Origin of the sequence: Arthrobacter sp. ISL-65 (genome assembly GCF_018613795.1) — a bacterium.
GTDB lineage: Bacteria > Actinomycetota > Actinomycetes > Actinomycetales > Micrococcaceae > Arthrobacter.
The window spans coordinates 92,966-115,824 of record NZ_JAGGPN010000034.1 but is presented as its reverse complement, the minus strand read 5'-3'; the positions used below and the strand labels follow the sequence as shown (position 1 = coordinate 115,824).

At 67.4% G+C, this 22,859-nt stretch carries 18 protein-coding genes and 1 pseudogene; 12 read left to right on the top strand and 7 right to left on the bottom strand.

Annotation, left to right across the window (positions count from 1 at the left end; genetic code table 11):
* Nucleotides 1–38: 38 nt before the first annotated feature.
* The gene (locus J7I85_RS14600; protein ID WP_214852833.1) at nt 39–1,658 is read left to right on the top strand and encodes a methyltransferase; all 1,620 of its coding nucleotides are present in this window, start codon (nt 39–41) and stop codon (nt 1,656–1,658) included.
* 95 nt (nt 1,659–1,753) lie between these two features.
* Here the strand turns inward: J7I85_RS14600 and J7I85_RS14595 are convergent, their stop codons facing one another.
* Nucleotides 1,754–2,068 (bottom strand): hypothetical protein, encoded by a 315-nt coding sequence (locus tag J7I85_RS14595; RefSeq protein WP_214852830.1) that lies wholly within the window; start codon nt 2,066–2,068, stop codon nt 1,754–1,756.
* 184 nt (nt 2,069–2,252) lie between these two features.
* Here J7I85_RS14595 and J7I85_RS14590 point away from each other — a divergent pair, with 184 nt between their 5' ends.
* The 5 genes from J7I85_RS14590 to proC all read left to right on the top strand — a co-directional run bounded on the left by J7I85_RS14590 (nt 2,253) and on the right by proC (nt 8,707).
* Entirely contained in the window at nt 2,253–2,933 is a 681-nt protein-coding gene (locus tag J7I85_RS14590; protein ID WP_214852828.1) for a helix-turn-helix transcriptional regulator, read from the top strand.
* A 174-nt stretch (nt 2,934–3,107) separates the two neighbouring features.
* On the top strand, nt 3,108–5,831 hold the full coding sequence (gene topA, locus J7I85_RS14585; RefSeq protein ID WP_214852825.1) for a type I DNA topoisomerase: 2,724 nt from the start codon (nt 3,108–3,110) through the stop codon (nt 5,829–5,831).
* Nucleotides 5,832–5,884: 53 nt separating this feature from the next.
* Nucleotides 5,885–6,334 (top strand): SseB family protein, encoded by a 450-nt coding sequence (locus tag J7I85_RS14580; protein ID WP_214852822.1) that lies wholly within the window; start codon nt 5,885–5,887, stop codon nt 6,332–6,334.
* Between the two features lie 83 nt (nt 6,335–6,417).
* Entirely contained in the window at nt 6,418–7,410 is a 993-nt protein-coding gene (locus J7I85_RS14575; RefSeq protein ID WP_214852820.1) for a Ppx/GppA phosphatase family protein, read from the top strand.
* Nucleotides 7,411–7,873: 463 nt separating this feature from the next.
* On the top strand, nt 7,874–8,707 hold the full coding sequence (gene proC, locus J7I85_RS14570) for a pyrroline-5-carboxylate reductase (protein ID WP_214852818.1): 834 nt from the start codon (nt 7,874–7,876) through the stop codon (nt 8,705–8,707).
* A 203-nt stretch (nt 8,708–8,910) separates the two neighbouring features.
* On the opposite strand, the gene J7I85_RS14565 is transcribed toward proC, so the two are convergent.
* A complete protein-coding gene (locus J7I85_RS14565; protein WP_214852816.1) occupies nt 8,911–9,597 on the bottom strand; it encodes a TrkA family potassium uptake protein in 687 nt (228 codons plus the stop codon).
* Nucleotides 9,590–11,023 carry a TrkH family potassium uptake protein gene (locus tag J7I85_RS14560; RefSeq protein ID WP_214852814.1) on the bottom strand — a complete coding sequence of 478 codons (1,434 nt, stop codon included), beginning with the start codon at nt 11,021–11,023 and terminating at the stop codon, nt 9,590–9,592. Before J7I85_RS14560 ends, J7I85_RS14565 begins: the two co-directional genes overlap by 8 nt.
* A 105-nt stretch (nt 11,024–11,128) precedes the next feature.
* Here J7I85_RS14560 and J7I85_RS14555 point away from each other — a divergent pair, with 105 nt between their 5' ends.
* Together J7I85_RS14555 and J7I85_RS14550 are read left to right on the top strand one after the other, a co-directional pair.
* Complete coding sequence (locus tag J7I85_RS14555; RefSeq protein ID WP_214852812.1) at nt 11,129–12,340, top strand: acetoin utilization protein AcuC; 1,212 nt, start codon at nt 11,129–11,131, stop codon at nt 12,338–12,340.
* Nucleotides 12,341–12,417: 77 nt separating this feature from the next.
* A complete protein-coding gene (locus tag J7I85_RS14550; RefSeq protein WP_214852810.1) occupies nt 12,418–13,068 on the top strand; it encodes a helix-turn-helix transcriptional regulator in 651 nt (216 codons plus the stop codon).
* 81 nt (nt 13,069–13,149) lie between these two features.
* Here J7I85_RS14550 and J7I85_RS14545 read toward each other — a convergent pair whose 3' ends face one another.
* Entirely contained in the window at nt 13,150–14,490 is a 1,341-nt protein-coding gene (locus J7I85_RS14545; protein ID WP_285289588.1) for an alpha-hydroxy acid oxidase, read from the bottom strand.
* 107 nt (nt 14,491–14,597) lie between these two features.
* On the opposite strand from J7I85_RS14545, the gene J7I85_RS14540 reads away from it, so the two are divergent.
* Together J7I85_RS14540 and J7I85_RS14535 are read left to right on the top strand one after the other, a co-directional pair.
* Nucleotides 14,598–15,317 carry a FadR/GntR family transcriptional regulator gene (locus J7I85_RS14540; protein WP_214852807.1) on the top strand — a complete coding sequence of 240 codons (720 nt, stop codon included), beginning with the start codon at nt 14,598–14,600 and terminating at the stop codon, nt 15,315–15,317.
* Between the two features lie 222 nt (nt 15,318–15,539).
* Nucleotides 15,540–16,130 (top strand): TetR/AcrR family transcriptional regulator, encoded by a 591-nt coding sequence (locus J7I85_RS14535; protein WP_214852804.1) that lies wholly within the window; start codon nt 15,540–15,542, stop codon nt 16,128–16,130.
* A 104-nt stretch (nt 16,131–16,234) separates the two neighbouring features.
* Here the strand turns inward: J7I85_RS14535 and J7I85_RS14530 are convergent, their stop codons facing one another.
* Together J7I85_RS14530 and J7I85_RS14525 are read right to left on the bottom strand one after the other, a co-directional pair.
* The gene (locus J7I85_RS14530) at nt 16,235–18,250 is read right to left on the bottom strand and encodes a beta-galactosidase (protein ID WP_214852801.1); all 2,016 of its coding nucleotides are present in this window, start codon (nt 18,248–18,250) and stop codon (nt 16,235–16,237) included.
* A 24-nt stretch (nt 18,251–18,274) separates the two neighbouring features.
* Nucleotides 18,275–20,371: a DUF6807 family protein gene (locus tag J7I85_RS14525; protein ID WP_214852797.1), complete on the bottom strand. Its 2,097-nt coding sequence runs from the start codon at nt 20,369–20,371 to the stop codon at nt 18,275–18,277.
* A 209-nt stretch (nt 20,372–20,580) separates the two neighbouring features.
* Here J7I85_RS14525 and J7I85_RS25060 point away from each other — a divergent pair.
* Nucleotides 20,581–20,985: pseudogene (locus J7I85_RS25060) on the top strand (GDSL-type esterase/lipase family protein); the annotation flags it as partial.
* Between the two features lie 287 nt (nt 20,986–21,272).
* Here J7I85_RS25060 and J7I85_RS14515 read toward each other — a convergent pair.
* The gene (locus tag J7I85_RS14515) at nt 21,273–22,298 is read right to left on the bottom strand and encodes a LacI family DNA-binding transcriptional regulator (protein ID WP_214852794.1); all 1,026 of its coding nucleotides are present in this window, start codon (nt 22,296–22,298) and stop codon (nt 21,273–21,275) included.
* A 176-nt stretch (nt 22,299–22,474) separates the two neighbouring features.
* Here J7I85_RS14515 and J7I85_RS14510 point away from each other — a divergent pair, with 176 nt between their 5' ends.
* A complete protein-coding gene (locus J7I85_RS14510; protein WP_214852791.1) occupies nt 22,475–22,837 on the top strand; it encodes an L-rhamnose mutarotase in 363 nt (120 codons plus the stop codon).
* Nucleotides 22,838–22,859 lie beyond the last annotated feature (22 nt).

Sequence of the window (22,859 nt, the reverse complement as noted above, 5' to 3'; positions counted from 1 at the left end):
ACCGGCACGCAGGCATAGCCGGGAAATAGACTTGGCCGGTGACCGAACCAACGCACTTCACCGCCGGCAACATTCCCGACGCACCGCGCAGCGACCTGCCCGACCTTCTGCAGGCCCTGGCCTCAGACCTCCGCGCGGTGGGCTACACCCTCGAGGGCGTGGCGGACCTGCTGGGGGACTCGGCGTATGCGGCCCTGAACAGGGACCAGCTCATCCCGGCACTGATCGCGACTGAAGCAGCAGCCGCCGGCGAGCCGCGCACCGCGGCGCTGGCCGCCGTCGTGCGTTTCTGGCTTCTGGCCGTTCCGCAGGAAGCGGGGGTGCTCGACGCCGTGCTGCCGCGGACCCGCGCCGAAGGCCTGGTGGCTCTTGGCCTGGCGAAAATCACCGGGACCGAGGCCGCCGCCGAATTGGACCTGCGCCCCTACGGCTGGGAGTCGGGCGGGAACGCCGGCGTCGAAATCTGGGTGGCCAGCGACCTCGCCGCGCACCAGCGGCCCGGCGTCCTCAGGCACGACCACGTCCTGGGCATCGGGCAGGCATCCACCACCCTTGTCCAGACCACCATCCGCCGCCATGCCGAAAGAGCACTGGACCTGGGCACCGGCTGCGGCATCCAGACCTTCCATCTCCTGCAGCACAGCGGCCACGTCACCGCCACTGACATCTCGGAGCGCGCACTCGCATTCACTCGCTTCAACCTCCTGCTCAATGCCGAAGCCCTGGCCATTGATCCGGCACGGCCGGAAGAGCGGGTGAGCCTGCGGGTCGGATCGCTCCTCGAGCCTGTTGCCGGCGAGGCTTTTGACCTCGTCGTATCCAATCCGCCCTTTGTCATCACACCGCGCAGTGCGGGGGAGGCCGCGGCCGACCAGTTCACCTACCGCGACGGCGGCCTGCCGGGAGATGATATCGTCGCATCGCTCATCCGCTCCCTGCCTGACGTGCTGGCCCCGGGCGGAACAGCCCAGCTTTTGGGCAACTGGGAAATCCCGGAGGGTTCGGCGTGGGATGAGCGGCCGCAAAGCTGGGCCGGTCCGGACACTGACGCGTGGTTCATCCAGCGCGAACAGGTGGGGCCGGAGCTGTACGCCGAGACCTGGCTGCAGGATGCCTCCGAAACCCGGGACCGCCGGCATTACCAGGAGGCCTACGCCGCGTACCTGGACGACTTCGCGTCGCGGAATGTCGGCGGCATCGGCTTCGGCATGGTCTTTTTGCGCCGGCCGGCCGGTGAACGGCGGATCCGCCGGTTCGAAGAGATCACCTACCCGATTGAACAGCCTGTCGGCCCGCACCTGGCGGCAGCGGTGGAACGGGCTGACTGGCTCGCCGCCCACGACGTGACCGCGGCCCACCTTCTTGTGGCCGAGGACGTCACCGAGGAGCGGCACCAGCGCCCCGGTGCCGAACACCCCGGTGTCATCCTGCTGCGCCAGGGAGCCGGCCTCCGCCGCACCAACCTGCTGAGCACCGAACTGGCGGGCTTTGTCTCCGCGTGCGACGGCGACCTGACCGCCGGACAGATTATCGGCGCCCTTGAGGCGCTGCTGGGTGGAACGGAGGGGTTCGACGGCGGCACCTTCCGGGCTGGCCTGCTCACCGAAGTGGCCAATCTGGTCCGGGACGGATTCCTGCTGCCTGTTGAGCCGGAATGACGCCGGCCCCGTAGCGCGAAGGACAGTTGCGGCCCCGAATCTCAGTGGATCCGGGGCCGCAACTGTACGTTCGCGCTGGGAGCGCGCAGGCACTTTCAGTTAATCAGGGCGCGGCCCATCCCGGGAGCAGGAACGTCGATGGTGAAGCCGCACGTGCACCGGTAGGTCACGGCGTCGGCGGCGCCCACGGCCTTCATGGAGCGGATCAGGCGCTGGCCGTCCACCCGAATGGCCATTTCCAGGGAGAATTCCTGATCCAGGCGCTTCATTGACCGCCGGCAGTGCCGCGGGGTGCCCGTTGCCGCCAGCAGGGAGCTGTCGGTGGCCGTGCCCGCGTCCAGGCTTGAGCCTGCCATTTCTCCCCCGGGCCGGGTTGCAGGCATCAAAGCGTCTTCGTCGAGGGTAATCATGGTCATCCTTTGGGCTTCTCACGGGGCTGCCAACGCTGGCGGCCCCGCCGCGAACTGCTTGCGGGAGGTCTGTTTACGCATGTAAGCAAAGCATGCTTAGTATTTCCGGGCAAGCCGGCTGGCCCAGGACCGTGGATATCAAGCATTTCTTTCAGAGCTCCTTGGTGCTGCGTAAACTGATGAAGTGAGTACTGACACGCCGGCACCGGCGACGCCCCCGGGACCGGCGCCGGAAGCCGCCCCGCGCCGCAGGACCCGGCCGGAAAAGAAGGTGGAAATCACCGACCCCAAGGCGATCCGGGCCCTGGCCCATGCCGCCCGCCTGGAGGTCATCTCCGAGCTGTACTCCACGCAGTCCAGCCGCACGGCCACGGAACTTGCCCAGCAGACCGGGCTCACCCCCAGCGCGATGAGCTACCATCTGCGGGCACTGCAGAAGTGGGGCATCGTGGTCCCGGCCGAGGCGTCGGCCGACGCCCGCGAACGCCGGTGGAAGGCGGCGGGCACGGATTTTGCGATCAACTCCGGCGGGGCGGTGGCCGGTCCGGACTTCGCCGTGATCGACCTCGAACTGGACGCATTCCGGCGCCGCGCCAGCGCCTACGCCCGGGCCCGCGACGAACAGCGCCAACGCGGTGAGTCCGCCGAGCCGGCGTCGGCGGTGCTGCTCGCCAACAACCTTCTCTATCTGACGGCCGAGCAGCGCAATGAACTGACGGAAAGGGTCTTTGAGCTGCTACGGGACTACGAGCTGGAGGATCCCAACCGCATTCCACCAGGCGCCGAGCGGATCGCCACCATGTGGTCAATGATTCCCGACGACCGCACCCTCCCGGGGGCCTCCGGCGGCAACGGCGGCACCTGACGGGCGCGGCGGACGGGCGCGTGCCGGCCCGCGGGGACACGCCCGGGCGGCCGGCAGCCACGGCAGTGACGGGGGCCACCGTTTTCCACATGACAGCGCAGAATTCTGCAAAATATGGTGAACTAGGCCAGTATGGGCTGATCTGCCCGAGCAACCTTTTTCTGTAGGAGCACTGTGCCAAGCAAGGCCAAAACCGGCAAGAAACTCGTGATCGTGGAGTCTCCGGCCAAGAGCAAGACCATCGCCAAGTACCTGGGCGAGGGCTTCATCGTTGAGGCCTCCATCGGTCACATCCGCGACCTGCCGCAGCCGTCCGAGCTCCCCGCGGACCTGAAGAAAACCTCCCTGGGCAAGTTCGCCGTCGACGTCGAAAACGACTTCAAGCCCTATTACGTCGTCTCCCCGGACAAGAAGAAAAAGGTGGCCGAGCTCAAGGCCCAGCTCAAAGACGCCGACGCGCTCTATCTCGCAACCGATGGGGACCGCGAGGGCGAAGCCATCGCGTGGCACCTCCTGGAGGTCCTGAAGCCCAAGGTCCCCGTGTACCGGATGACCTTCGGTGAAATCACCAAGGAAGCCATCCACCGCGCTATGGACAACCTGCGCGACGTCGATGCCGCCTTGGTTGACGCGCAGGAGACCCGCCGCATCCTGGACCGCCTCTATGGCTACGAGATCTCCCCGGTGCTGTGGCGCAAGGTGGCGCGCGGACTGTCCGCCGGCCGCGTGCAGTCCGTGGTCACCCGAATGGTGGTGGACCGCGAACGGGAGCGCATGGCATTCAAGGCCGCGTCCTACTGGGATCTGACCGGGCAGTTCGGTTCCGACGCCGGTTCCTTTAAGGCGAAGCTCGCCGCCGTTGACGGCGCCAAGGTGGCCACCGGCCGGGACTTTAACGACGACGGCGAACTCACCTCGCGCAATGTTGCGCACCTCAACGAGGAACTCGCCACCTCACTGGCCGCCGCGCTGCAGGACGCCGATTTCCGCGTCCGCTCGGTGGACACCAAGCCGTACACGCGCCGCCCCGCCGCGCCCTTCACCACCTCCACGCTCCAGCAGGAGGCCGGCCGCAAGCTGCGGTTCTCGTCCAAGAGCACCATGCAGGTCGCGCAGCGGCTGTATGAGAACGGCTACATCACGTATATGCGTACGGACTCCTCGGCGCTGAGCGACGAGGCCGTCACGGCCGCGCGCCGGCAGGCTGCCGAGCTGTACGGTCCCGAATACGTTCCGCAGTCGCCGCGCGTTTACACCAGTAAGGCCGCCAACGCGCAGGAGGCCCACGAGGCCATCCGTCCTGCCGGCGACTCCTTCCGTACGCCGGCGCAGGTGGCCAAGCAGCTCAGCGGGGACGAATTCCGCCTGTACGAGCTGATCTGGAAGCGAACCGTCGCCTCCCAGATGGGCGACGCCAAGGGTTCCACCGCCACCATCCGGCTGGGCGCATTGGCCGCCGACGGCCGCGACGCCGAGTTCTCCGCCTCCGGTACGGTCATCACGTTCCCCGGCTTCCTGGCCGCCTATGAAGAGGGCAAGGACGAAAGCCGCGGCGACGACGAGTCCGACGAGGCCCGCCGCCTGCCGAACGTCGCCAAGGGTGACGGTCTCACCGCCTCGGAGATCATCGCCGTCGGCCACGAGACCTCGCCGCCGCCGCGCTACACGGAAGCTTCCCTGACCGCCGAGCTGGAAAAAAAGGGCATCGGACGCCCGTCCACTTACGCCTCCACCATCTCCACCATCCAGGACCGCGGCTACGTGCGGAAGCAAGGCTCTGCCCTGGTGCCGAGCTGGATCGCCTTCTCCGTGGTGCGGCTCCTCGAACAGCACTTCACGGATTATGTGGACTACGAGTTCACGGCCGACATGGAAGGCGACCTGGACAAGATCGCCAACGGCCAGGCTGTGGGCGCCGCCTGGCTCAAGCACTTCTACTACGGCGAAGATGCCGATCCCGGCCTGCTGAGCATCGTGAACAACCTGGGCGAGATCGACGCCCGCGAGATCAACTCCGTGCCCATCGCGGACGGCATCACCCTGCGCGTCGGCAAGTTCGGCCCCTACCTGGAGAGCTCCGTGCCCACGGTGGATCCCAAGACCGGCGAAGTGGTGGAGTCCGCCCGGGCCAACGTGCCGGAAGACCTCGCCCCGGATGAGCTCACTGCCGCCAAGGCAGTCGAGCTCATGGAAACGGCCGCTCCTGAGGAACGGGTCCTGGGTGCCGATCCCCACACCGGCCACACTGTTGTTGCCAAGAACGGCCGGTACGGCGCCTACGTCACCGAGATCATCCCGGAGATGACCGAGGAACAGCTGGCCAACCAGCCCGTGGAGTACTACAAGAACGGCAAGCCCAAGCCGCCGAAGAAGCCCGTCAAGGCCAAGCCGCGCACGGGTTCGCTGTTCAAGTCCATGACTGTCGACTCTGTCACCCTGGACGAGGCCATGCAGCTCATGAGCCTTCCCCGGGTGCTCGGCGCGGACACCGAGGGCAACCCGATCACGGTGCAGAACGGCCGCTTCGGCCCGTACCTGAAGAAGGGCACGGACTCCCGATCCATCGGCTCCGAAGAGGAAATCTTCACCATCACGCTGGAACAGGCCCTGGAGATCTACTCCCAGCCCAAGCAGCGCGGAGCCCGCGCGGCCGTGCCGCCGCTCGCCGAGTTCGGCCCGGACCCGGTGTCGGAGAAGAACATCGTGGTGAAGGAGGGCCGCTTCGGTCCCTACATCACTGACGGCATCACCAACATCACCGTGCCCCGCGACACGTCGCTGGAGGAACTGACCCGGGAACGCGCCGTCGAACTCCTCGCCGAAAAGCGGGCCAAGGGCCCGGTGAAGCGCACCACCACGCGCAAGGCCCCGGCGAAAAAGGCGGCAGCGAAGAAGTAGGGGTGACGGCTGCGGGAATTGCTTCGTGCCCTGCAACGTGGTCGAGTAGATGCATGACTGAACAGCCGGAACCCGCAGACACCACGCCGCTGAACGACCTTGAGGAGAAGCTGGCCCAGGGCGGCCAGCCGGACGCCGATCCGGTGGACGTCATCCTCTCTTTCCTCAACAACGAGGTCTACATCATCAGTTCCGACGCGCTTGAGGGCGAGGACTCCCAGGTTGAGCCGCTGGTGCTGGGCAACGCGGACGGCCAACCGGTCCTTGCGGTGTTCTCGCACCCCAGCAGGGTGGACACGCAGTACCTGGAGGCTGCCCCGAACGTGCTGGGCACGCAGGGCGCGGCAATCATCGCCAACATCGGCGATGAGCTGGGGATGGTCATCAATCCGGGTGCGGCCTACGGCTTCGAGATCAACCCCGAGGGCATCGCCAACATCAAGCGCGACTTCAAGCGCGCCGATGACGTGGACCCCGACCCTGCGGGCCTCGAAGGCGAGTAGCTCGCGCGGCTGTCCGCACACTAAAGCCCGCAATGTAAGCGACAGGTTGCGTCCGCTGCGCCGGCGGGAGGAATAATGGCAGGATGCGGCTAGGCGTCCTCGACATCGGTTCCAACACTGTCCACCTCCTGCTGGTGGATGCCCACCCCGGCGCGCAGCCTGTGCCTTTCGCCTCGCACAAGCGCCCCCTCTCGTTGGTGCAGTACCTCGATGAGGAAGGGAACATCACCGACGCGGGCCAGCACGAGCTCACGGAGTTCGTCCTCGAGGCCTGGGAGTTCGCGGCGCGGCACAAGGCCGACGACCTGCTGGCCTTCTGCACGTCAGCCATCCGCGAGGCCACCAACGGACCCGCGGTGCTGGCGCGGGTGAAGCACGAGACCACTGTGACGCTGCAGGAACTCACGGGCAGCGAGGAAGCGTCCATGACGTTTTTCGCCGTCCGCCGCTGGTACGGCTGGGGCGCGGGCACGGTCCTGAACTTCGATATCGGCGGCGGTTCCTTCGAAATGGCGCTGGGGCAGGACGAGCTGCCGGAACTGGCAACCTCCGTGCCCCTTGGCGCGAGCCGGCTGACCCGGGACTGGCTGCACGAGGATCCGCCCTCCGCGAAGAGCGTCAAGGAGCTGCGCCGCTATATCAGGGCCACCCTCAGGCCGGTGGTCCGCAACTTCAACGAGGTGGGCAGGGCGAACGTCCTGGCTGGCACTTCGAAGACCTTCCGCTCCCTGGCACGGATCGCCGGGGCAGCCCCCAGCGCCGCCGGCCCGTACGTGAAGCGCGACCTGAACCGCACTGACCTCGGCATCTGGGCACAGCGGATCTCCGCCATGAAGTCCGAAGACCGGCTGCACCTGCCGGGCGTCTCCGAGGCCCGCGCCAACCAGCTCCTTGCCGGTGCGCTGGTGGCTGAGGCGGCCCTGGAACTGTTTGAGTACAAAAAGATCAAGATCTGCCCATGGGCGCTGCGCGAGGGCCTCATCCTCCGCCGGCTCGACCAGCTGGTCGTCGACGGCCCGCTTGAACCTGCACCGCACGTGGGTATCCCGCAGGTGTCCGCACTGCCGGCCATCTAGGGCCCGCGTGCCGCGGTCCTTCGCTGGCGGGCCTCAAACGAGTAAGCGCCGGCCGGTTACGCAGAAGAAGCTGGGGGGAACACTTCTGCAACCGACCGGCGCCGCGCCAGTCCCGAAGGACTGGCTCCATCACTCGCACCTGTGAGGCGTTTACGACTCTAACGGGCGAGTATGGGTGTTCTGGGGGATTTACCTGAATGCAGGCTGGGAATCAGCGCCGCCGGACGGGGCTTAGCGGGGTTAAAGGCAAAGACACCGACGGCCTGCTGCAGAAAAATGGGCAAAACCACTGCAGACCGTCGGTGCCTGACAAGCATCCCCATGCTTGCTTCATCACTCGCACCCTCAATGAGGTATTACCTAAGTTAGTGGCCGAAGGTGTGCGAATGCTTCGACCGACATGTGAGCTTCCTGTGAATGGTCGGGGTCTGCATCAGGCGCGATGAACTGCAATGATGGAGCAATGAGCAACCGAATCGCATTCCTTGGCTGTGGATCAATGAACGAGGCCATTCTGGGTGGCCTGCTGGAGAGCGGCACGGATCCCATGGAGATCGTGGCCACCGTCCGCCGTGCGGAGCGGGCAGCGGAGCTGGCCGAACGGCACGCGGGCATTACGGCCATCGCCGGCAGCGAAGAGCCCGACAACAACAAGCAGGCGGCGAAGGGTGCCGGCGTCGTGATTCTCGGCGTGAAGCCTGTGGGCATCGCCGAGCTGGCCCGGGAAGTCAGCGGCTCGCTTTCTCCCGATGCGATCGTCATCAGCGTTGCGGCCGCCGTCTCCATCGCCCAGCTCGAAGCCGCCCTGCCGCCGGGCCAGCCCGTGATCAGGACGATGCCCAACACCCCGGCGAAGCTGGGCCGCGGAGTGGTCTCGGTCTCCGCCGGCACCAACTGCTCGCCCGAGCAGCTCCAGCGGGCAAAAGACATTCTCGGCGCGGTGGGGACCGTCGTCGAAATTCCCGAGGAGCAGGTGGACGCACTGGGCGCCATCAGCGGCTCCGGTCCGGCCTACGCGTTCTACCTGGCTGAGGCCATGGCCGCCGCCGGCGTCGAACTCGGCCTCGACGAGGAGCTGGCGCTCCTGCTGGCGCGCGAAACCGTGGCCGGAGCCGGCCTCATGCTCGCGGAACCCGGCGCCGAACCCTCCGCCCTGCGCAAAGCCGTAACCAGCCCCAACGGCACCACGGAGCGCGCCATCGCCACGTTCGATGAACGCGGGATGCCGGCGATCATCGCCGCGGGCGCACGCGCCGCGGCCGACCGCGCCGCCGAGATCACCAAACAGCTCGGCTAGTCCCCACCCGCACCCTTACCTCGCAAGCTCGGCCAGGGAACCCTGCGGGCGTGGGCCCACCACCCGCACCCTTACCTCGCAAGCTCGGCCATGGAACCCTGCGGACAGATACCGCGGGTTAAAGCCCCTTAGAGCCCGGTATCTGTACAAAAACTCTCCCGACGGCGGGCCGCGCCGTGGGCGGGCACGTTAAGGACCGCGCGTTACGGCCGGGCGGCGAACCTCTCCAGCAGGTCCACGTGGCCGGACACGATCAGCATGTCCCGGGCCGACACCTTGGTCTCGGGGCGGGCGTAGGTGAAGTCTTCGCCCGGGGACTTCACGCCCACGATCGTCACGCCGTACCTGGACCGGACCTTGGACTCGTCCAGCGTGAAACCGACAGTTTCACGCGGCGGATACATCTTCACGATCGCAAAGTCGTCGTCGAACTCGATGAAGTCCAGCATGCGCCCGGAGACCAGGTGCGCGGCGCGGACGCCGGCGTCGGCCTCGGGGTAGATGACGTGGTTGGCGCCGATGCGGGTGAGGATTTTGCCGTGTGACGGCGTGATCGCCTTGACCCACAAGTGCTCGATGCCGAGGTCCACCAGGTTCACGGTGATGAGCACCGAGGACTCTATGGACGTGCCCACGCCCACCACGGCCGAGCTGAACTCCTGCGCGCCCAACTGGCGCAGCGCGTCGATGTTGGTGGCGTCCGCCTCCACCACGTGGGTCAGTACGGGCGACCATTTCTGGACCAGGGACCTGTCGCGTTCGATGGCCAGCACCTCGCGGCCCTGCTTCACCAGCTGTTCGGCAGTGGAGGCACCGAAGCGGCCTAGCCCGATCACCAGGACCGGCGCGTTGTGGGCGGGGCGGTTGGGGGCGCCTGACGGATTAGCCAATGATGGGCCTCTCTTCGGGGTAGTGGTACAGCTGGCTGCGCTGGCGCAGGGCCAGGGCAGCGGCAAGCGTGACGGTGCCGACGCGGCCGGCGAACATCAGGGCCGACAGCACGTAGACGCCCTCCGGCGGGACTTCGGCGCTGAGGTTTGTGCTGAGGCCTACGGTGGCGAAGGCTGAAATGGTTTCGAAAAGCACCCGGTCCAGGGAAGCGCCGCTGATGTGCAGCAGCAGGAAGGCGGACGCGGACACCAGCGTGGCACCGGCGACGATCACCGAGATGGCCACGCGCATGGTGCCCTCCGGGATGGTGCGGCCGTAGACCTTGACGTCGGCGTCGCCGCGGGCTTCGGCGATGATGGCCAGGAACATGACGGCGATGGTGGTGACCTTGATGCCGCCGGCGGTTGAGGCGGAGCCGCCGCCGGCGAACATGAGGGCGTCTGTGAGCAGCATGGTGGTGGATTCCATCTGGTTCTGGTCCACCAGGTTGAAGCCGCCGGAGCGCGTCATGACGGAGGCGAAGAGCGAGTGCGTGATCTTGTCACCGAGGTCCATGCCGCCTATGGTCCGGATGTTGTCCCACTCCATGAGCGCCCACAGGACGGTTCCGGCCGCGAGCAGGATGAACGAGACCTGGATGGTGAGCTTCGTGTGCAGGTTCCACTTTTTCCAGTTCAGCCCGTTTTGCTGCAGCACCATGACTACGGGGAAGCCCAGGCTGCCCAGGAACACGCCGAGCATAAGCGGGATGAGGATCCAGAGGTCTGTTTCGTAGGGGACAATGCCATCCGAATGCGGCGTGAATCCGGCGTTGTTGAAGGACGAGATCGAGTAGAAGACGCCGTGCCAGACGGACTGCAGGAATGGCTCGCCGAGGACCATGAAGCGCGGGATCAGGGCGATCGCGAGGACGGCCTCGATGACCACCGAGGTGGTGATGACGATCCGCAGCAGCGTACCCACCTCACCCAGCCGGCCCGCGTTGTTCATGGCCTCCTGGGCGATGAGCTTGCCCCTGACCCCCAGCTTCTTGCTCACCATGAGGGCAAGCAGCGAGGCCAGCGTCAGCGTACCGAGGCCGCCGACGAAAATGCCGACCAGGATGATCAGCTGGCCGAAGAAGGACCAGTGCACGGCGGTGGACACCACGGTCAGGCCCGTGACGCAGACGGCCGAAACGGCGGTGAAGAGGGACTGGTGGAGCGGCGTGAAGTCACCGGTTGCCGAGGAGGCCGGCAGCGACAGGAGGCCGGTGAAGAGGACGATGACCACCACGAAGGCGCTCAGGGCAAGACGGGCCGGCGATGTGTTGGCAATGTCATCGATGAAGTCACGGATGCCCGTGAATATCCACAGGCCCTCACGCTCCGGCGGTGCGGGTTGCCAGCTGGCCGGGCTTTTGGACCTCGACTGGCTTTGGGTCATGTGCGGCTGTTCCTCGATTGACTCTGCTTCCTCCAGTAGTAAACCACTAAACACCGCGCCATGGCCGGGCCTATGGGCAGACCGGGCTCCGGTAGCCTGTCAGTAATGACATTCCAGTCCGGACTCAGCCTCCCCGCATTGCCAACGACGGTGGTGTGGGACGCCGCCATGACGGCGTACAACTTCGGCCCCGGCCACCCCATGGCGCCGGAGCGCCTGGACCTGACGGCCCGGCTGGCCGCCAGCCTGGGCCTGCTGGATCTTGGGCACGTCACATTGGCTGCCCCGGACGTGGCCGACGACGGCGAGCTCACCACCGTGCACAGCCCCGACTTCGTGGCCGCGGTGCGCCGGGCCAGCGACAACCCCGCCGCCGCGGACGAGTCCTACGGGCTGGGCACCGAGGACGATCCCGCGTTCGCCGGGATGCACGAGGCTGCGGCGCGCCTGGCTGGCGGCTCCCTCCTCGCGGCGAGCTCGATCCTGGACGGCTCGGCGGTCCGGGCCGTGAACTTCGGTGGCGGCCTCCACCACGCGTCCCGGGACCGCGCCAGCGGCTTCTGCGTCTACAACGATGCCGCCCTGGCGGTCCGTAAACTGCTCGACGGCGGTGCGCAGCGGGTGGCATATATCGACGTCGACGCCCACCACGGGGACGGGACGCAGAGCATCTTCTGGGACGACCCCCGCGTCCTCACCATCTCGCTGCACGAAACCGGCATGTCACTGTTTCCCGGCACCGGCTTCGCCAACGAGATCGGCGGCCCCGGGGCCCTGGGCAGCGCGGTGAACGTGGCACTGCCTGCGGGAACGGGGGACGCCGGCTGGCTGCGGGCTTTTCACGCCGTGGTCCCGCAGCTGGTGGGCGCCTTCGCGCCCGAGGTCATCGTCAGCCAGCACGGCTGCGACTCGCACCGGCTTGATCCCCTGACCCATTTGAACGTGAGTGTGGACGGACAGCGCGAGGCCGCCACCGCCGTCGCGAACCTCGCCGCCCGGTACTGCGGAAACCGCTGGATCGCCACGGGCGGCGGCGGGTATCACATCACTGGCGTTGTGCCGCGGACGTGGAGCCACCTGATCGGCATCGCTGCCAACCGGCCGGTGTCGCTGCGGACCCCCGTGCCGGAGGCGTGGCGGACGTACGTGCAGGAACGCTACGGCGTTGACACGCCGGAGAGCATGGGCGACGACGCCGACGTCTGGTGGCGCTCGTGGGAGGTGGGCTTCGATCCCAACGACGACATCGACCGCACCGTAATGGCCACGCGCAAGGAAGTCTTCCCGCTGTACGGCCTGGATCCCTGGTTCGACTAGTTCCGGTTTCTTCATGGGGCCAGCCACGGGCGAAATAGTAGATGCCATTCGGCGTATATGTCGCTAGGGTGGGTCTCATGGTGACAGACGACGTATTTGCCGTCATTGCGGAGGCCACGCGGCGCGACATTCTCGTGTCCCTCCAAGCGGGGGACAAAGCAGTGGGGGAGCTGGTCGAGGAGCTCGCCGCCAGCCAGCCCACCATCTCCAAACACCTCAAGGTGCTGCGTGAAGCCGACCTGGTGAGCATGCGCGCGCAGGGCCAGAAGCGCTACTACGCGCTGAATACAAAGCCGCTGGCGGGTGTCGCCAGCTGGCTGGAGACTTTCGACGTCGGACGCGCGGCTGCCGCCGCAGCGTCACCGGACGCCGCAAACCAGCAGGCTGAGGAAGCGCAGGCCGGTTCTGCGCGTGCGGCCGCCGCCTCACCCGGAACATCGGCCGGAAGCCCCGCTCCCGCCGCGGCCAGCCCTGCCGGGGAAGTCCCGGACGCCTTCGCGGCAGCCGCGGCACATGCCGGGAGCGCGGCGGACGACGCTACCCACGCACCCGGGCGTCCGGCGAGCGGCCAGCTGAGTCCCGCCGTCGTGGTTCCCGGTGGACAGGTGCCCGGGAGCGCCGGCCAGGACGACACCATGCCGCAGCAGATCGGCCGCACCGTGGGCCGCGCCGCGACGAAGGCCGCCGACCTGCTGGCCAACCTGCCCAAGTTCGGCCGCAAAAAGTAGCCCACGCCCAACTCAGTAGCAGCTGAGGGCGTTCTGAACGCTCAGAACGCCCTGTGCTGCGACCCAGTTGGGCCCCACGCATTACCTGCCGAGGATCCGCACGTGGTCAGGGGTCAGCTCTGAAATACTGCTGACGCCGAGGAGCGCCATGGTGCGGGCCATGTCCTTTTCGAGGATCTGCAGGACGCGGTCAACGCCGGCCCGGCCGCCGGCCATGAGCCCGTACAGGTAGGCGCGGCCGATGAGCGTGAAGTCAGCACCGAGGGCCAGGGCGGCGATGATGTCCGCGCCGCTCATGATGCCCGTATCCAGCATGATCGCGGCGCTGTTGTTGTCCGCCTTAAGCGCCTTGGAAACCTCCGGAAGGAGGTGGAAGGGAATGGGTGCGCGGTCCAGCTGGCGGCCGCCGTGGTTGGACAGCACGATGCCGTCGGCGCCGTGGTCCACCACCTTGCGGGCGTCGTCCACGGTCTGGATGCCCTTGACCACGAGCTTGCCCTTCCAGGTTTCGCGCAGCCAGTCCAGGTCCTCGAAGGTGAGGGTGGGATCGAACATCGAGTTGATGAGGTCAGCGACCGTGCCCGTGTACCGCGAGAGCGAGGCGAAGGTGAGCGGCTCGTGGGTGAGGAAGTTGAACCACCAGGCCGGGCGGTAGGACGCGTCCAGGACGGTCTTCAGCGTCAGTGCGGGCGGGATCGTCATGCCATTGCGGACGTCGCGCAGCCGTGCCCCCGCGACGGCGGTGTCCACCGTGACCATCAGGGTGTCGTTCCCGGCCTTCGCTGCCCGCTCAATCAGTTCGAGGGAGCGGTCCCGGTCCGTCCAGAGGTACAACTGGAACCAGTTCCGGCCGTTGGGCGCCACCGCGGCCACGTCCTCGATTGAGGCGGTGCCCATGGTGGAGAGCGTGTAGGGGATGCCTGCGGCTTCGGCGGCCTGCGAGCCGGCGTATTCGCCCTCGGACTGCATCATTCGGGTGAAGCCGGTGGGCGCGATGCCCACGGGAAGCCGGGAGGACTTGCCCAGAATGTCGGTGCTGAGGTCGATACTGGACACATTCCGCAGGATGCCGGGGCGGAACTCGATGTCCAGGAACGCCTCGCGGGCACGCCGCAGGGTGATCTCGGATTCCGCTGCGCCGTCGGTGTAGTCAAACGGGGCCTGGGGGGTGCGGCGCTTGGCGATGTCGCGCAGTTCCCAGACGGTGCTGGCGCGCCTGAGCCGTGCTTCCTTGCTGAACTCGGGCTTCTTGAACTGCATGAGCGGGGCGAGGTCGGCGTACTTCGGGATGCGGCGCTTCAGCGCGGCTGGGACTGCGGCGGCTGCTGCGGCGACGCCGGTGGCGGGCCGCGTGGCCGGGATTTCTGTCGCGTCCGGGGCCGGGGTGGTCTCGGGGTTGCTCGGCTGGATGGTGTGGGTCATGGCTTTCCTCCGTGGGCGTGCCGGGGGATGCTGAACAGGAGCCTCCCCGCTGTGGTCTAACCACACTCTAGGGCATGTGGTCCAACCACATCAAGTACCATGGGCTCATGCGTACGCACCAACTTGTCCTGCGGTGGATCGAGGACCAGCTCTCCGGCGGCCAGCTCGCCGTCGGCGGCCGCCTTCCGGCCGAACGGACTCTGGCCGAGCAGCTCGGCGTGTCCCGCACCTCCGTCCGCGAGGCGATCCGCGTCCTGGAGGCCATGGGAGTGGTCCGGGCCGGTGTGGGTTCCGGCCCGGAGGCGGGAACGGTGGTGATCTCGGACCCGACGGCGGCGCTCGGCTCCGCGCTGCGCCTGCACGTCGCCACGCAGCACCTGCCGGTGGAGGACGTGGTGGAAACCCGCGTGCTGCTCGAGTCCTGGGCGGCCGCCCGGGCCAGGCCCGAAGCTCCCGAAGTCGACCTTGCCGCGGCACTGCTGGACGACATGGACGAGGGTCACGGCATCGACGACTTCCTGGCCCTGGACGTGCGCTTTCACCTCGCCCTGGCAGACGCGGCCGGCAACGCCGTGGTCAGCGCCATGATGGGGTCACTGCGCGAGGCGATCCAGGGGTACGCGGGGCAGCTGACGGCGAACCTGCCGGATTGGGACGCCACCGCCTCGCGGCTCCGGGCCGAGCACCGCGAGATCCTGGCGGCCATAAGGATGGACGACGGCGGCCGGGCGGCCGAACTGGTTGCCGCCCACATCCGGGGGTACTACAAAGAAGCCGGGCTGGGCCCGAAGGATTCGGACCCAGCCCGGCTTCCATGGCTGGCCTAGGTGCGAGTTTTTGTACAGATAATGGCCCCAAACGGGGCTTTAACCCGCGACATCTGTACAAAAACTCCAAGGGGACCAGTGGACCCCGAGTCATTTGACTCCTTTCATGCGGGTGCCACATTGCCACCCAACGAAAAGCGGAGCTCAGGAACCGGGTGGGACTGGGTTTGCTCGAAACTGTTTGTAGTTCAGCGGGCCAACGCCGTGAAATAAACTGGCGAAATGTCTCCCTCCAAGCCCCGCGGGCAGTACGCCAAAGGCGCCGAACGCCGCGAGCAGATCATCCAAACCGCCACAGATGTCTTTGCCATCGAAGGCTTTGAGGGCACGGCCCTAAAACGCGTGGCCGAGCTTGTGGGCGTCAAGGAAGCAACGCTTTTCCACTACTTCAGCGGCAAGCAGGAGCTGCTGACGGCGGTGCTTGCCGAGCGGGACCGCCGCAGCAGGGACATTGGCGGATTGACCGAGTTTGGCCTGCCCATGCTGGCGTCAGTGGCGGAGCGGAACAGGAAGGAGCCCGGGCTGACCACGCTGTATGCCGTGGCGTCGGCAACGGCCAATGACCCCGGGCACGCTTCGCACGGCTACTTCCAGGACAGGTACTCCCAGCTGGTGGAGGAGCTGGCGCTCGACATCGGCCGCCGCCAGCACACCGGGGAGGTCCGGTCCGACGTCGCGCCGGAGTCGCTCGCGCGGCTGGTCATCGCCGCGTTCGACGGCCTTCAGCTGCAGTGGCTGTACGACAAGAAGGTGGACATGGCCGGCGGGCTGGCGGAGCTCGTCGATGTGCTCCTGGTCCCGGCCAAGCCCTAACCCCGGCGGCCACCTGAGCGCGCGAGGCCGGGAGTTTTTGTCCACTTGTCGCGACTTCGGGGGCGTTTAGCGGCCAAAATCTGTACAAAAACTCCACGCGAGGGTCAGTCTTCGGCGATCACGGCCACCGCTCCGCCGGGGACAATCGCGCTGAAACGGCCGCCGCCCAACAGTTCTTCGCCGTCGGCCTTCACCGCCGCAGCCTCCCGGCTGTGGTTGATGGCGAAGAGGAAACGGCGCCCGTCCGCCGTGACCCGCCGGGTCAGTTCGACGCCGGCGGCGGCCTCCGCGGCGGCCGCCACTCCCGCTTCGGCCAGGAGCCGGTCCAGGAGGCGTTCGATGCCGTCGCGGTCGGGGAGGGTGGCCAGGTACCAGGCGGCGCCGCGGCCCGTGGTCCTTCGGGTCAGGGCAGGGACGCCGTCCAGCGGGTAGCCGGTGAAGGTGGCCAGGGTCTCCGCGCCGTCCGCGTGGACGTGCTCGCTCCAAACCAGGCCAATGGTGCCGTCGCTCAGAGTCACCTGCCCGCCCTCGAGCAGCGGATGGAACTCCTCGGTCCTGATGCCCAGCAGCTCCCGGAAGGCGCCCGGGTAGCCGCCCGGCCGGATGTGGTCGCGTTCGTCGACGATGCCGCTGAAGTAGCTGACCAGCACCGTGGCACCTGCTTCGGCCGCGCCGGCGATGTTGGCTGCTGCATCATCGGTGACGCAGTACAGCGTGCAGATCAGGACCACGTCGTAGCCGGAGAGGTCTGCGGTCGGGTGGACGAAGTCCACGCCCACGCCGCGCAGGAACAGCGAGCGGTAGAACGCCCGGATCAGGTCCAAATACTTCACGTCCTCGCTGGGGTGCGAGTCCAGTTCGCTGGCCCACCAGGCCTCGTAATCGAACACGATGGCCACCCGGGATTCGACCGTGGAGCCCTTGACCGGGCCTAGCTTGCCAAGGGCGTCGCCCAGTGCCACCACCTCGCGCCACACCCGGGTGTCGCGGCCGCCGTGGGGGACCATGGCCGAGTGGAACTTCTCGGCGCCGGCAACGCTCTGGCGCCACTGGAAGAACATGACGGCATCGGCACCGCGGGCCACGTGCGCCATGGAGTTGCGGAGCATTTCGCCGGGCATCTTGGGCTGGTTGCGCGGCTGCCAGTTCACGGCCGACGTCGAGTGTTCCATCAGGATCCACGGCCTGTTGCCCGCGACGCCGCGCGTGAGGTCCGCGCTGAACGCGAGTTCGATCTCCCGCTCCGGATCCGCCGCCACCAGGTAGTGGTCGTTGGCCACCACGTCCAGGTCCTTTGCCCAGTCGAAGTAGTCCAGGGACTTCGTGGCGCTGGAAACCATGAGGTTGGTGGTGGCCGGAACGTTGGGCGTCACCTCCCGGATCACCGCCAGCAGGCTCCGGTAGTAATCCATCAGCGCCCAGGAGCTGAACCGCTGGAAGTCCAGCCGCTGCGTCGGGTTGAGGGTGGTGGGGGCGGCCCGCGGCGGAATGATTTCCTCGAACGAGGCATAGTGCTGGGACCAGAAGGCCGTTCCCCACGCCACGTTCAGGGCCTCGATGCTTCCGTAGCGCCGCTCCAGCCAGCGCCGGAACGCCGCGGCGTCCTCGTCGCCGTAAAACTCTGAAACGTGGCAGCCCAGCTCGTTGTCCACGTGCCACAGCACCAGCGCCGGATGGTCCTTGTACCGTTCGGCCAGTTTCCGGGTAATGCCCGTGGCATACCGGCGGTAAACAGCGGACGACGGCGAGTAGTGCCGCCGGGAGCCACGTTCCAGGACGGTGCCCTCCGCCGTTACCGGCAGGACTTCCGGATGCTTCCGCACCAGCCAGGCCGGGGGAGCGGCCGTGGCCGTGGCGAGGGCAACCTTAATGCCCGCGCCATCCAGGTTGTCCAGCACCTCGTCCAGCCAGGCAAAGTCGTACTCACCTTCGCGCGGCTCCAGGAGCGCCCAGGAGAAGATGGCCACGCTGAGGAGGGTCACCCCGGCCTCCCTCATAAGGCCGATGTCCTCCAGCCGCACGTCGGCGGGCCACTGTTCGGGATTGTAGTCACCGCCGAATGCCAGTCCGGGGCCGCTGTTCCAGGACGGGGTTGGGCGAGGGGGCTCTGGAGTGGGCATGGGACTCCTTTGTCGCGACGGTGGTCAGCCTCTTCTAGTGTGACCTGGAGCCACGAGGGATTCGACGGCGGCTGGTGACAGTTCGCCGTCGCACACCCACACGCTCAGGCTCCGCCGCAGCGATTCCCCTGCGGCCAGGGCCACGGACCTTTCCCAGGCCAGGGCCGACCCGACGGCGGGGTACCCGGAGCAGCGGACAAACCAGGGATCGGTGGACTCGGCCGGGGCGCCGAACACGAGGGTCGCGGGCTGCCCGGACCGCCTGCCGGGGACTTCGCCGAAGAATGCGGTCCACGCCAGCCACGGCGCCACGGAACCGTGGACTGCCGGTTCCCCCTCGGCGTCGGACGTGAAAATACGGGAACCGCTGCAGGCGGGTAGGCGCCAGAAGAAGCCGCCGTAGCCGCTGCCGGCGGCGCCATTGGAGCCGGGGCTGCCCAGTGAAACGTCGACGACGGCAGTCAGCTCCGTGCCCAGGTCCAGCCGCCACACCCGCTCACCCAGGATCTCGCGGCGGAGGGTCCGCTGTTCGGTCAGCAGGGGCTGTCCGTCCGTGCCGAGCCATTGGAGCTGCCGGGTGTCCGGTTCGTCCACATCGGTGGGAAGCAGTTCGATCCGGCCGTGGTCCTGCCGGGACACGTACGCGCTGGCGTCATGCCTGTATGTCTTTCCGCCCCAGAAGTTGGTGCCGTTGACGTCCTGAAGCGCGAAGCCTGCGCCCAGATGCCACGGATGGTCCGCGGGCAGATGGTCCGTCACAACGGTTCCGCCGAGCGTGGTGACGGGGTGCAGGTACGGGCGCGGGGACAACCCCGTGTTGAGCCGCGCGCCGGTGCGCTGGACTGCCAGCGGACGGCCGCCGTCGTCGAACAGTACTGTGGCATCGGCTGGCTCAGCGGGGCGCGCCCACGGCAGGGCCAGTTCGCTGAAGGTGGCGTGTGCGCTGATGGCCCGCTCCAGGGCGTCCTCGATGCCGGGAATCACTGCATGGGCCGCATCGCCGTCGCCCTCCCAGAGCACGTGGGCAGGGCTGACCGGCGCCGGCGGCTCGGCCGTGCGGACAGCCTCGAGCACCAGCATGAACGCGCCGGAGTCGTTGAGGGCGCTGGTAAGTTCTGTGCCCCCGGCCAGGTACTTCAGCAGGTTTTCGGTGAGGTCGTCGCGGCCGAACTCCTGCGAGTGTTCACCGTCCGCGGTGCTGATGTGCAACCGGTCCTCCGTGTAGTGGAAAACGGCCGTTCCCTCCGTGCCCTGCAGGGTGATGTACGGCTCCACGGACTCCGAGGCGCAGAGCGTCAGGGCGCAGGTGATCGGCAGCCCGGCGGCGGTGCGGATCCTGATGACGGAGGTGTCATCGGCCTCGATGTCGTTCGCGCGGTAGAGGTCTGTTTCCACGGAGGCCACATCCTCCACGGTGCGGGCGCCCGCGATCCGCAGTGCCGTGGCGATGGCGTGCGCCAGGGGATTGGTGGCCACACCGTCCACCACGTCCACGCCGTCCATGCTTCGCTTGCCGGCCCACGGGGAACGCTTGTAGTAGGCGCGGTCCCGCACCCAGCGCCCGGTGGCACCAATTCCCTGCAGGGTGCCGATGGTGCCGTCCCGGAGGAGCTTGTCGATGGCCCCCAACGCCTGCGATCCGAGGCTCTGGAAGCCGATCTGCACGCTGCGTCCCGATGCCTCGGTGGCTTCTTGCAACTGGCGGAAGTCGGCCAGCGATGCCACCGGGGGTTTCTCCAGGTAGAGGTCGGCGCCGGAAGCCAGGGTAGCCAGGGCAAGCGGCGCGTGGGTTTGGATGGGGGTGGCCACGATGACCACGTCCGGTCTGTGGTTGCCGGCCAGGAGGGACTGCAGGTCAGGGTGGACAGCCGTCGAGTCCGGCAACGCGCCCGGCGACGGCGGATTCGGGTCTGCCACCGCCACGAGTTCCACCGCGCCGGCCTGCCGCAGCCGTGCGAGGTTCTTTAGGTGGTGGTTCCCGAAGCCGTGGACGCCGATCAGGGCGACCCGGGTGGGGGCGGTGCGGTGCGGGGACGCGGCGTCAACGTCCTGCGTGCCGTCCTCCGCATCGTCCGGCGTGGTCTGGTTTTGCTGGGTGGGCTGCGTGAGCGGGGTGTCCATAATGCTCCTGTCCGGCGCTGCCGTGCTGCGCGACGCCCTCGTCAACCGTTGCCGGGTAGCATGTGCCAGTGGAGCAGCAAGCGCTTTCCCGTTTCCGTCTGCTGCTTAGTGTACTCCCTTGGAAGGATGTATGTAACGTTTCAAAAAGTGCCTGGCCGGCGGACCGCCGGCGGCTGATCATCAGCGGTAACTGATGCGGAAGGAAGAGCATGAAGATTTTGCTGGCCGGAGATTCGACCGTGGCCACCTGCCCCAGTTACGAGTATCCGATGAGCGGCTGGGGCGCCCACCTCGCGCCCCAGGTCTACTCGTGGGGTGCCGTGCACAACTTCGCCAAGGGCGGGGCAACCACCGAGTCCTTCCGGGAGGAGGGGCTCTGGTACGAACTCTTGCACCAGGCGGTCACCGGCGATGTGGTGCTCATCCAGTTCGGCCACAACGACCAGAAGCGCCCGCACCTGGCCGCCCGGGGAGGCTATGAAGAAAATCTCCGCCGGATGGTGCTGGACGTCCGGGCCAAGGGGGCCACCCCCGTCCTCTGCACTTCGGTGGAGCGGCATCACTTCAGCGATGGCCGCCTCGAGGAGACGCTGGGGGAGTACCCCGCGGTGGTCCGCGAACTGGGCGCCGAACTGGGCCTTGACGTGGTGGACCTGCACGCCTGGACCCGGGCCCTGTATGCCGAGCTTGGCGCGGAGGGGTCCAAGGAGCTGTTCTTCCATTTTGGCCCCGGCGAGCACGCGCACTGGGCCGGCGGCCTGCAGGACGACACCCCACTTCCGCGAGCGGGGAGCCCGGCGGATCGCCGCGTTCGTGGCCGCCCGCCTGGAAGTGATGGGCTTCAAGCCGGAACCCGACCTGCTGGGTGTCTTCTAACCGGGCGCCGGCGGCAAGAGGACCGTCAGTGGGGTGCTTCGGCGCCCGCGGTGCTGTGCCTGACCACCAGTTCGGGCGTGAAGACGACGGCCCTGTGCCGCGGGTGCTGCGCGTCCAGTTCCTCCGTCAGGAGTTCAATGGCGGTCCTGCCGATTGCGTCGGTTGGCTGGCGGATGGAGGAGAGCGGCACGACGGCGGACGCGGCGAAGTCGATGTCGTCATAGCCGATCAGGGCCACATCTTCCGGAATGCGCACGCCGTTCATCATGGTCAGCGACTGCATCACGCCGAGCGCCAGCAGGTCGTTGGCGCAAAAGATGCCGTCCGGCATGTCCCCGGCGCCCCGGTCCACGAGGCTGTTGCCCACGCCGCGTCCGGCGAGCACTGACTGGCCGTCGGAGTCGAGCACCTCCAGTGCTGCGCCGTCCACCTCGGCCACGGCGCGGCGGGCGCCGATGAGGCGGTCGGACACCTGGCGGATGGACAGCGGCCCGCCCACGAAGGCCAGCTTCCTGCGCCCGAGATCGAGGAGGTGCCGGGCGGCAAGGTAGCCCCCGGCGTCGTCATCCACCGACACGGAGCTGAAGCGGTCCTCGTCGGCCAGCCGGTCCACCAGGACCGTGGGGACGCCGCGCTGCCGAAGGGCCTCCAGACGGTCGGCCACGTCGCCCACCGGGGAGATGAGCAGGCCCTGGACCCGCTGTTCCTGGAAGAGGTCAATGTAGTGCGATTCCCGGTTCGCGTCATGGCCGCTGTCGCCCAGCAGCACGGCGCTGCCGTTCACTGCCGCCGCGTCCTCGGCGGCACGGACCAGCGAGGTGAAGAACGGGTTGCCGACGTCCAGGACCACGACGCCGATGGTCCGGCTGTGCCCGGCGCGCAGTTGCCGGGCGGCGTCGTTGCGGACGAAGCCGAGCTCGTCGATCGCCTGCAGCACCCTGTCCTTGGTGCGCTTGGAGACGCGGTCCGGGTTGTTGAGGACGTTGGAGACCGTCCCCACCGCAACCTGAGCGTGGTTGGCGACGTCCTTGATGCTGGCTGCCCGCGACATTCTGCTGATCCTCCGAAGATCGATTTGCCCGTCCGGGTGAAACGCTTGACACCCTTCTTCCACCCAGAGTACTTTGAATCGTAACAATGAAACGATTCAAAGGCTGTGCATATTCAAAGCCGCACGAATTGCTTGCCGCTTTCCAGCCGTAACCGAAACGTCCACAGGAGTACAACATGAGGGTTTGCTTCCGATCCTCCGTCCAGCCGGAGCTGCTGGCGGAATACCGCCGGCGCCACGCTGCAGTCTGGCCGGAGATGCTGGCTGCGCTCAGGGAGGCGGGCTGGAACAACTACTCGCTGTTCCTGGACAACGACGGGCTGCTGATTGGTTACCTCGAATGCGACGACTTCGACGCGGTGCGGGCTCGAATGGCCCTCACCGACGTCAACGACCGCTGGCAAGCGGAGATGGCCACGCTCTTCCGGGACAGTGATGTCCCGCCCGACGAGGGCTTCCGGGTCCTCGACGAGGTGTTCAACCTCGACGAGCAGTTGGCCGCCACCGGCAGCAACGCTGACGCCGCCGCCAAACACTAAATCTTCAAACCACTTTCACTGC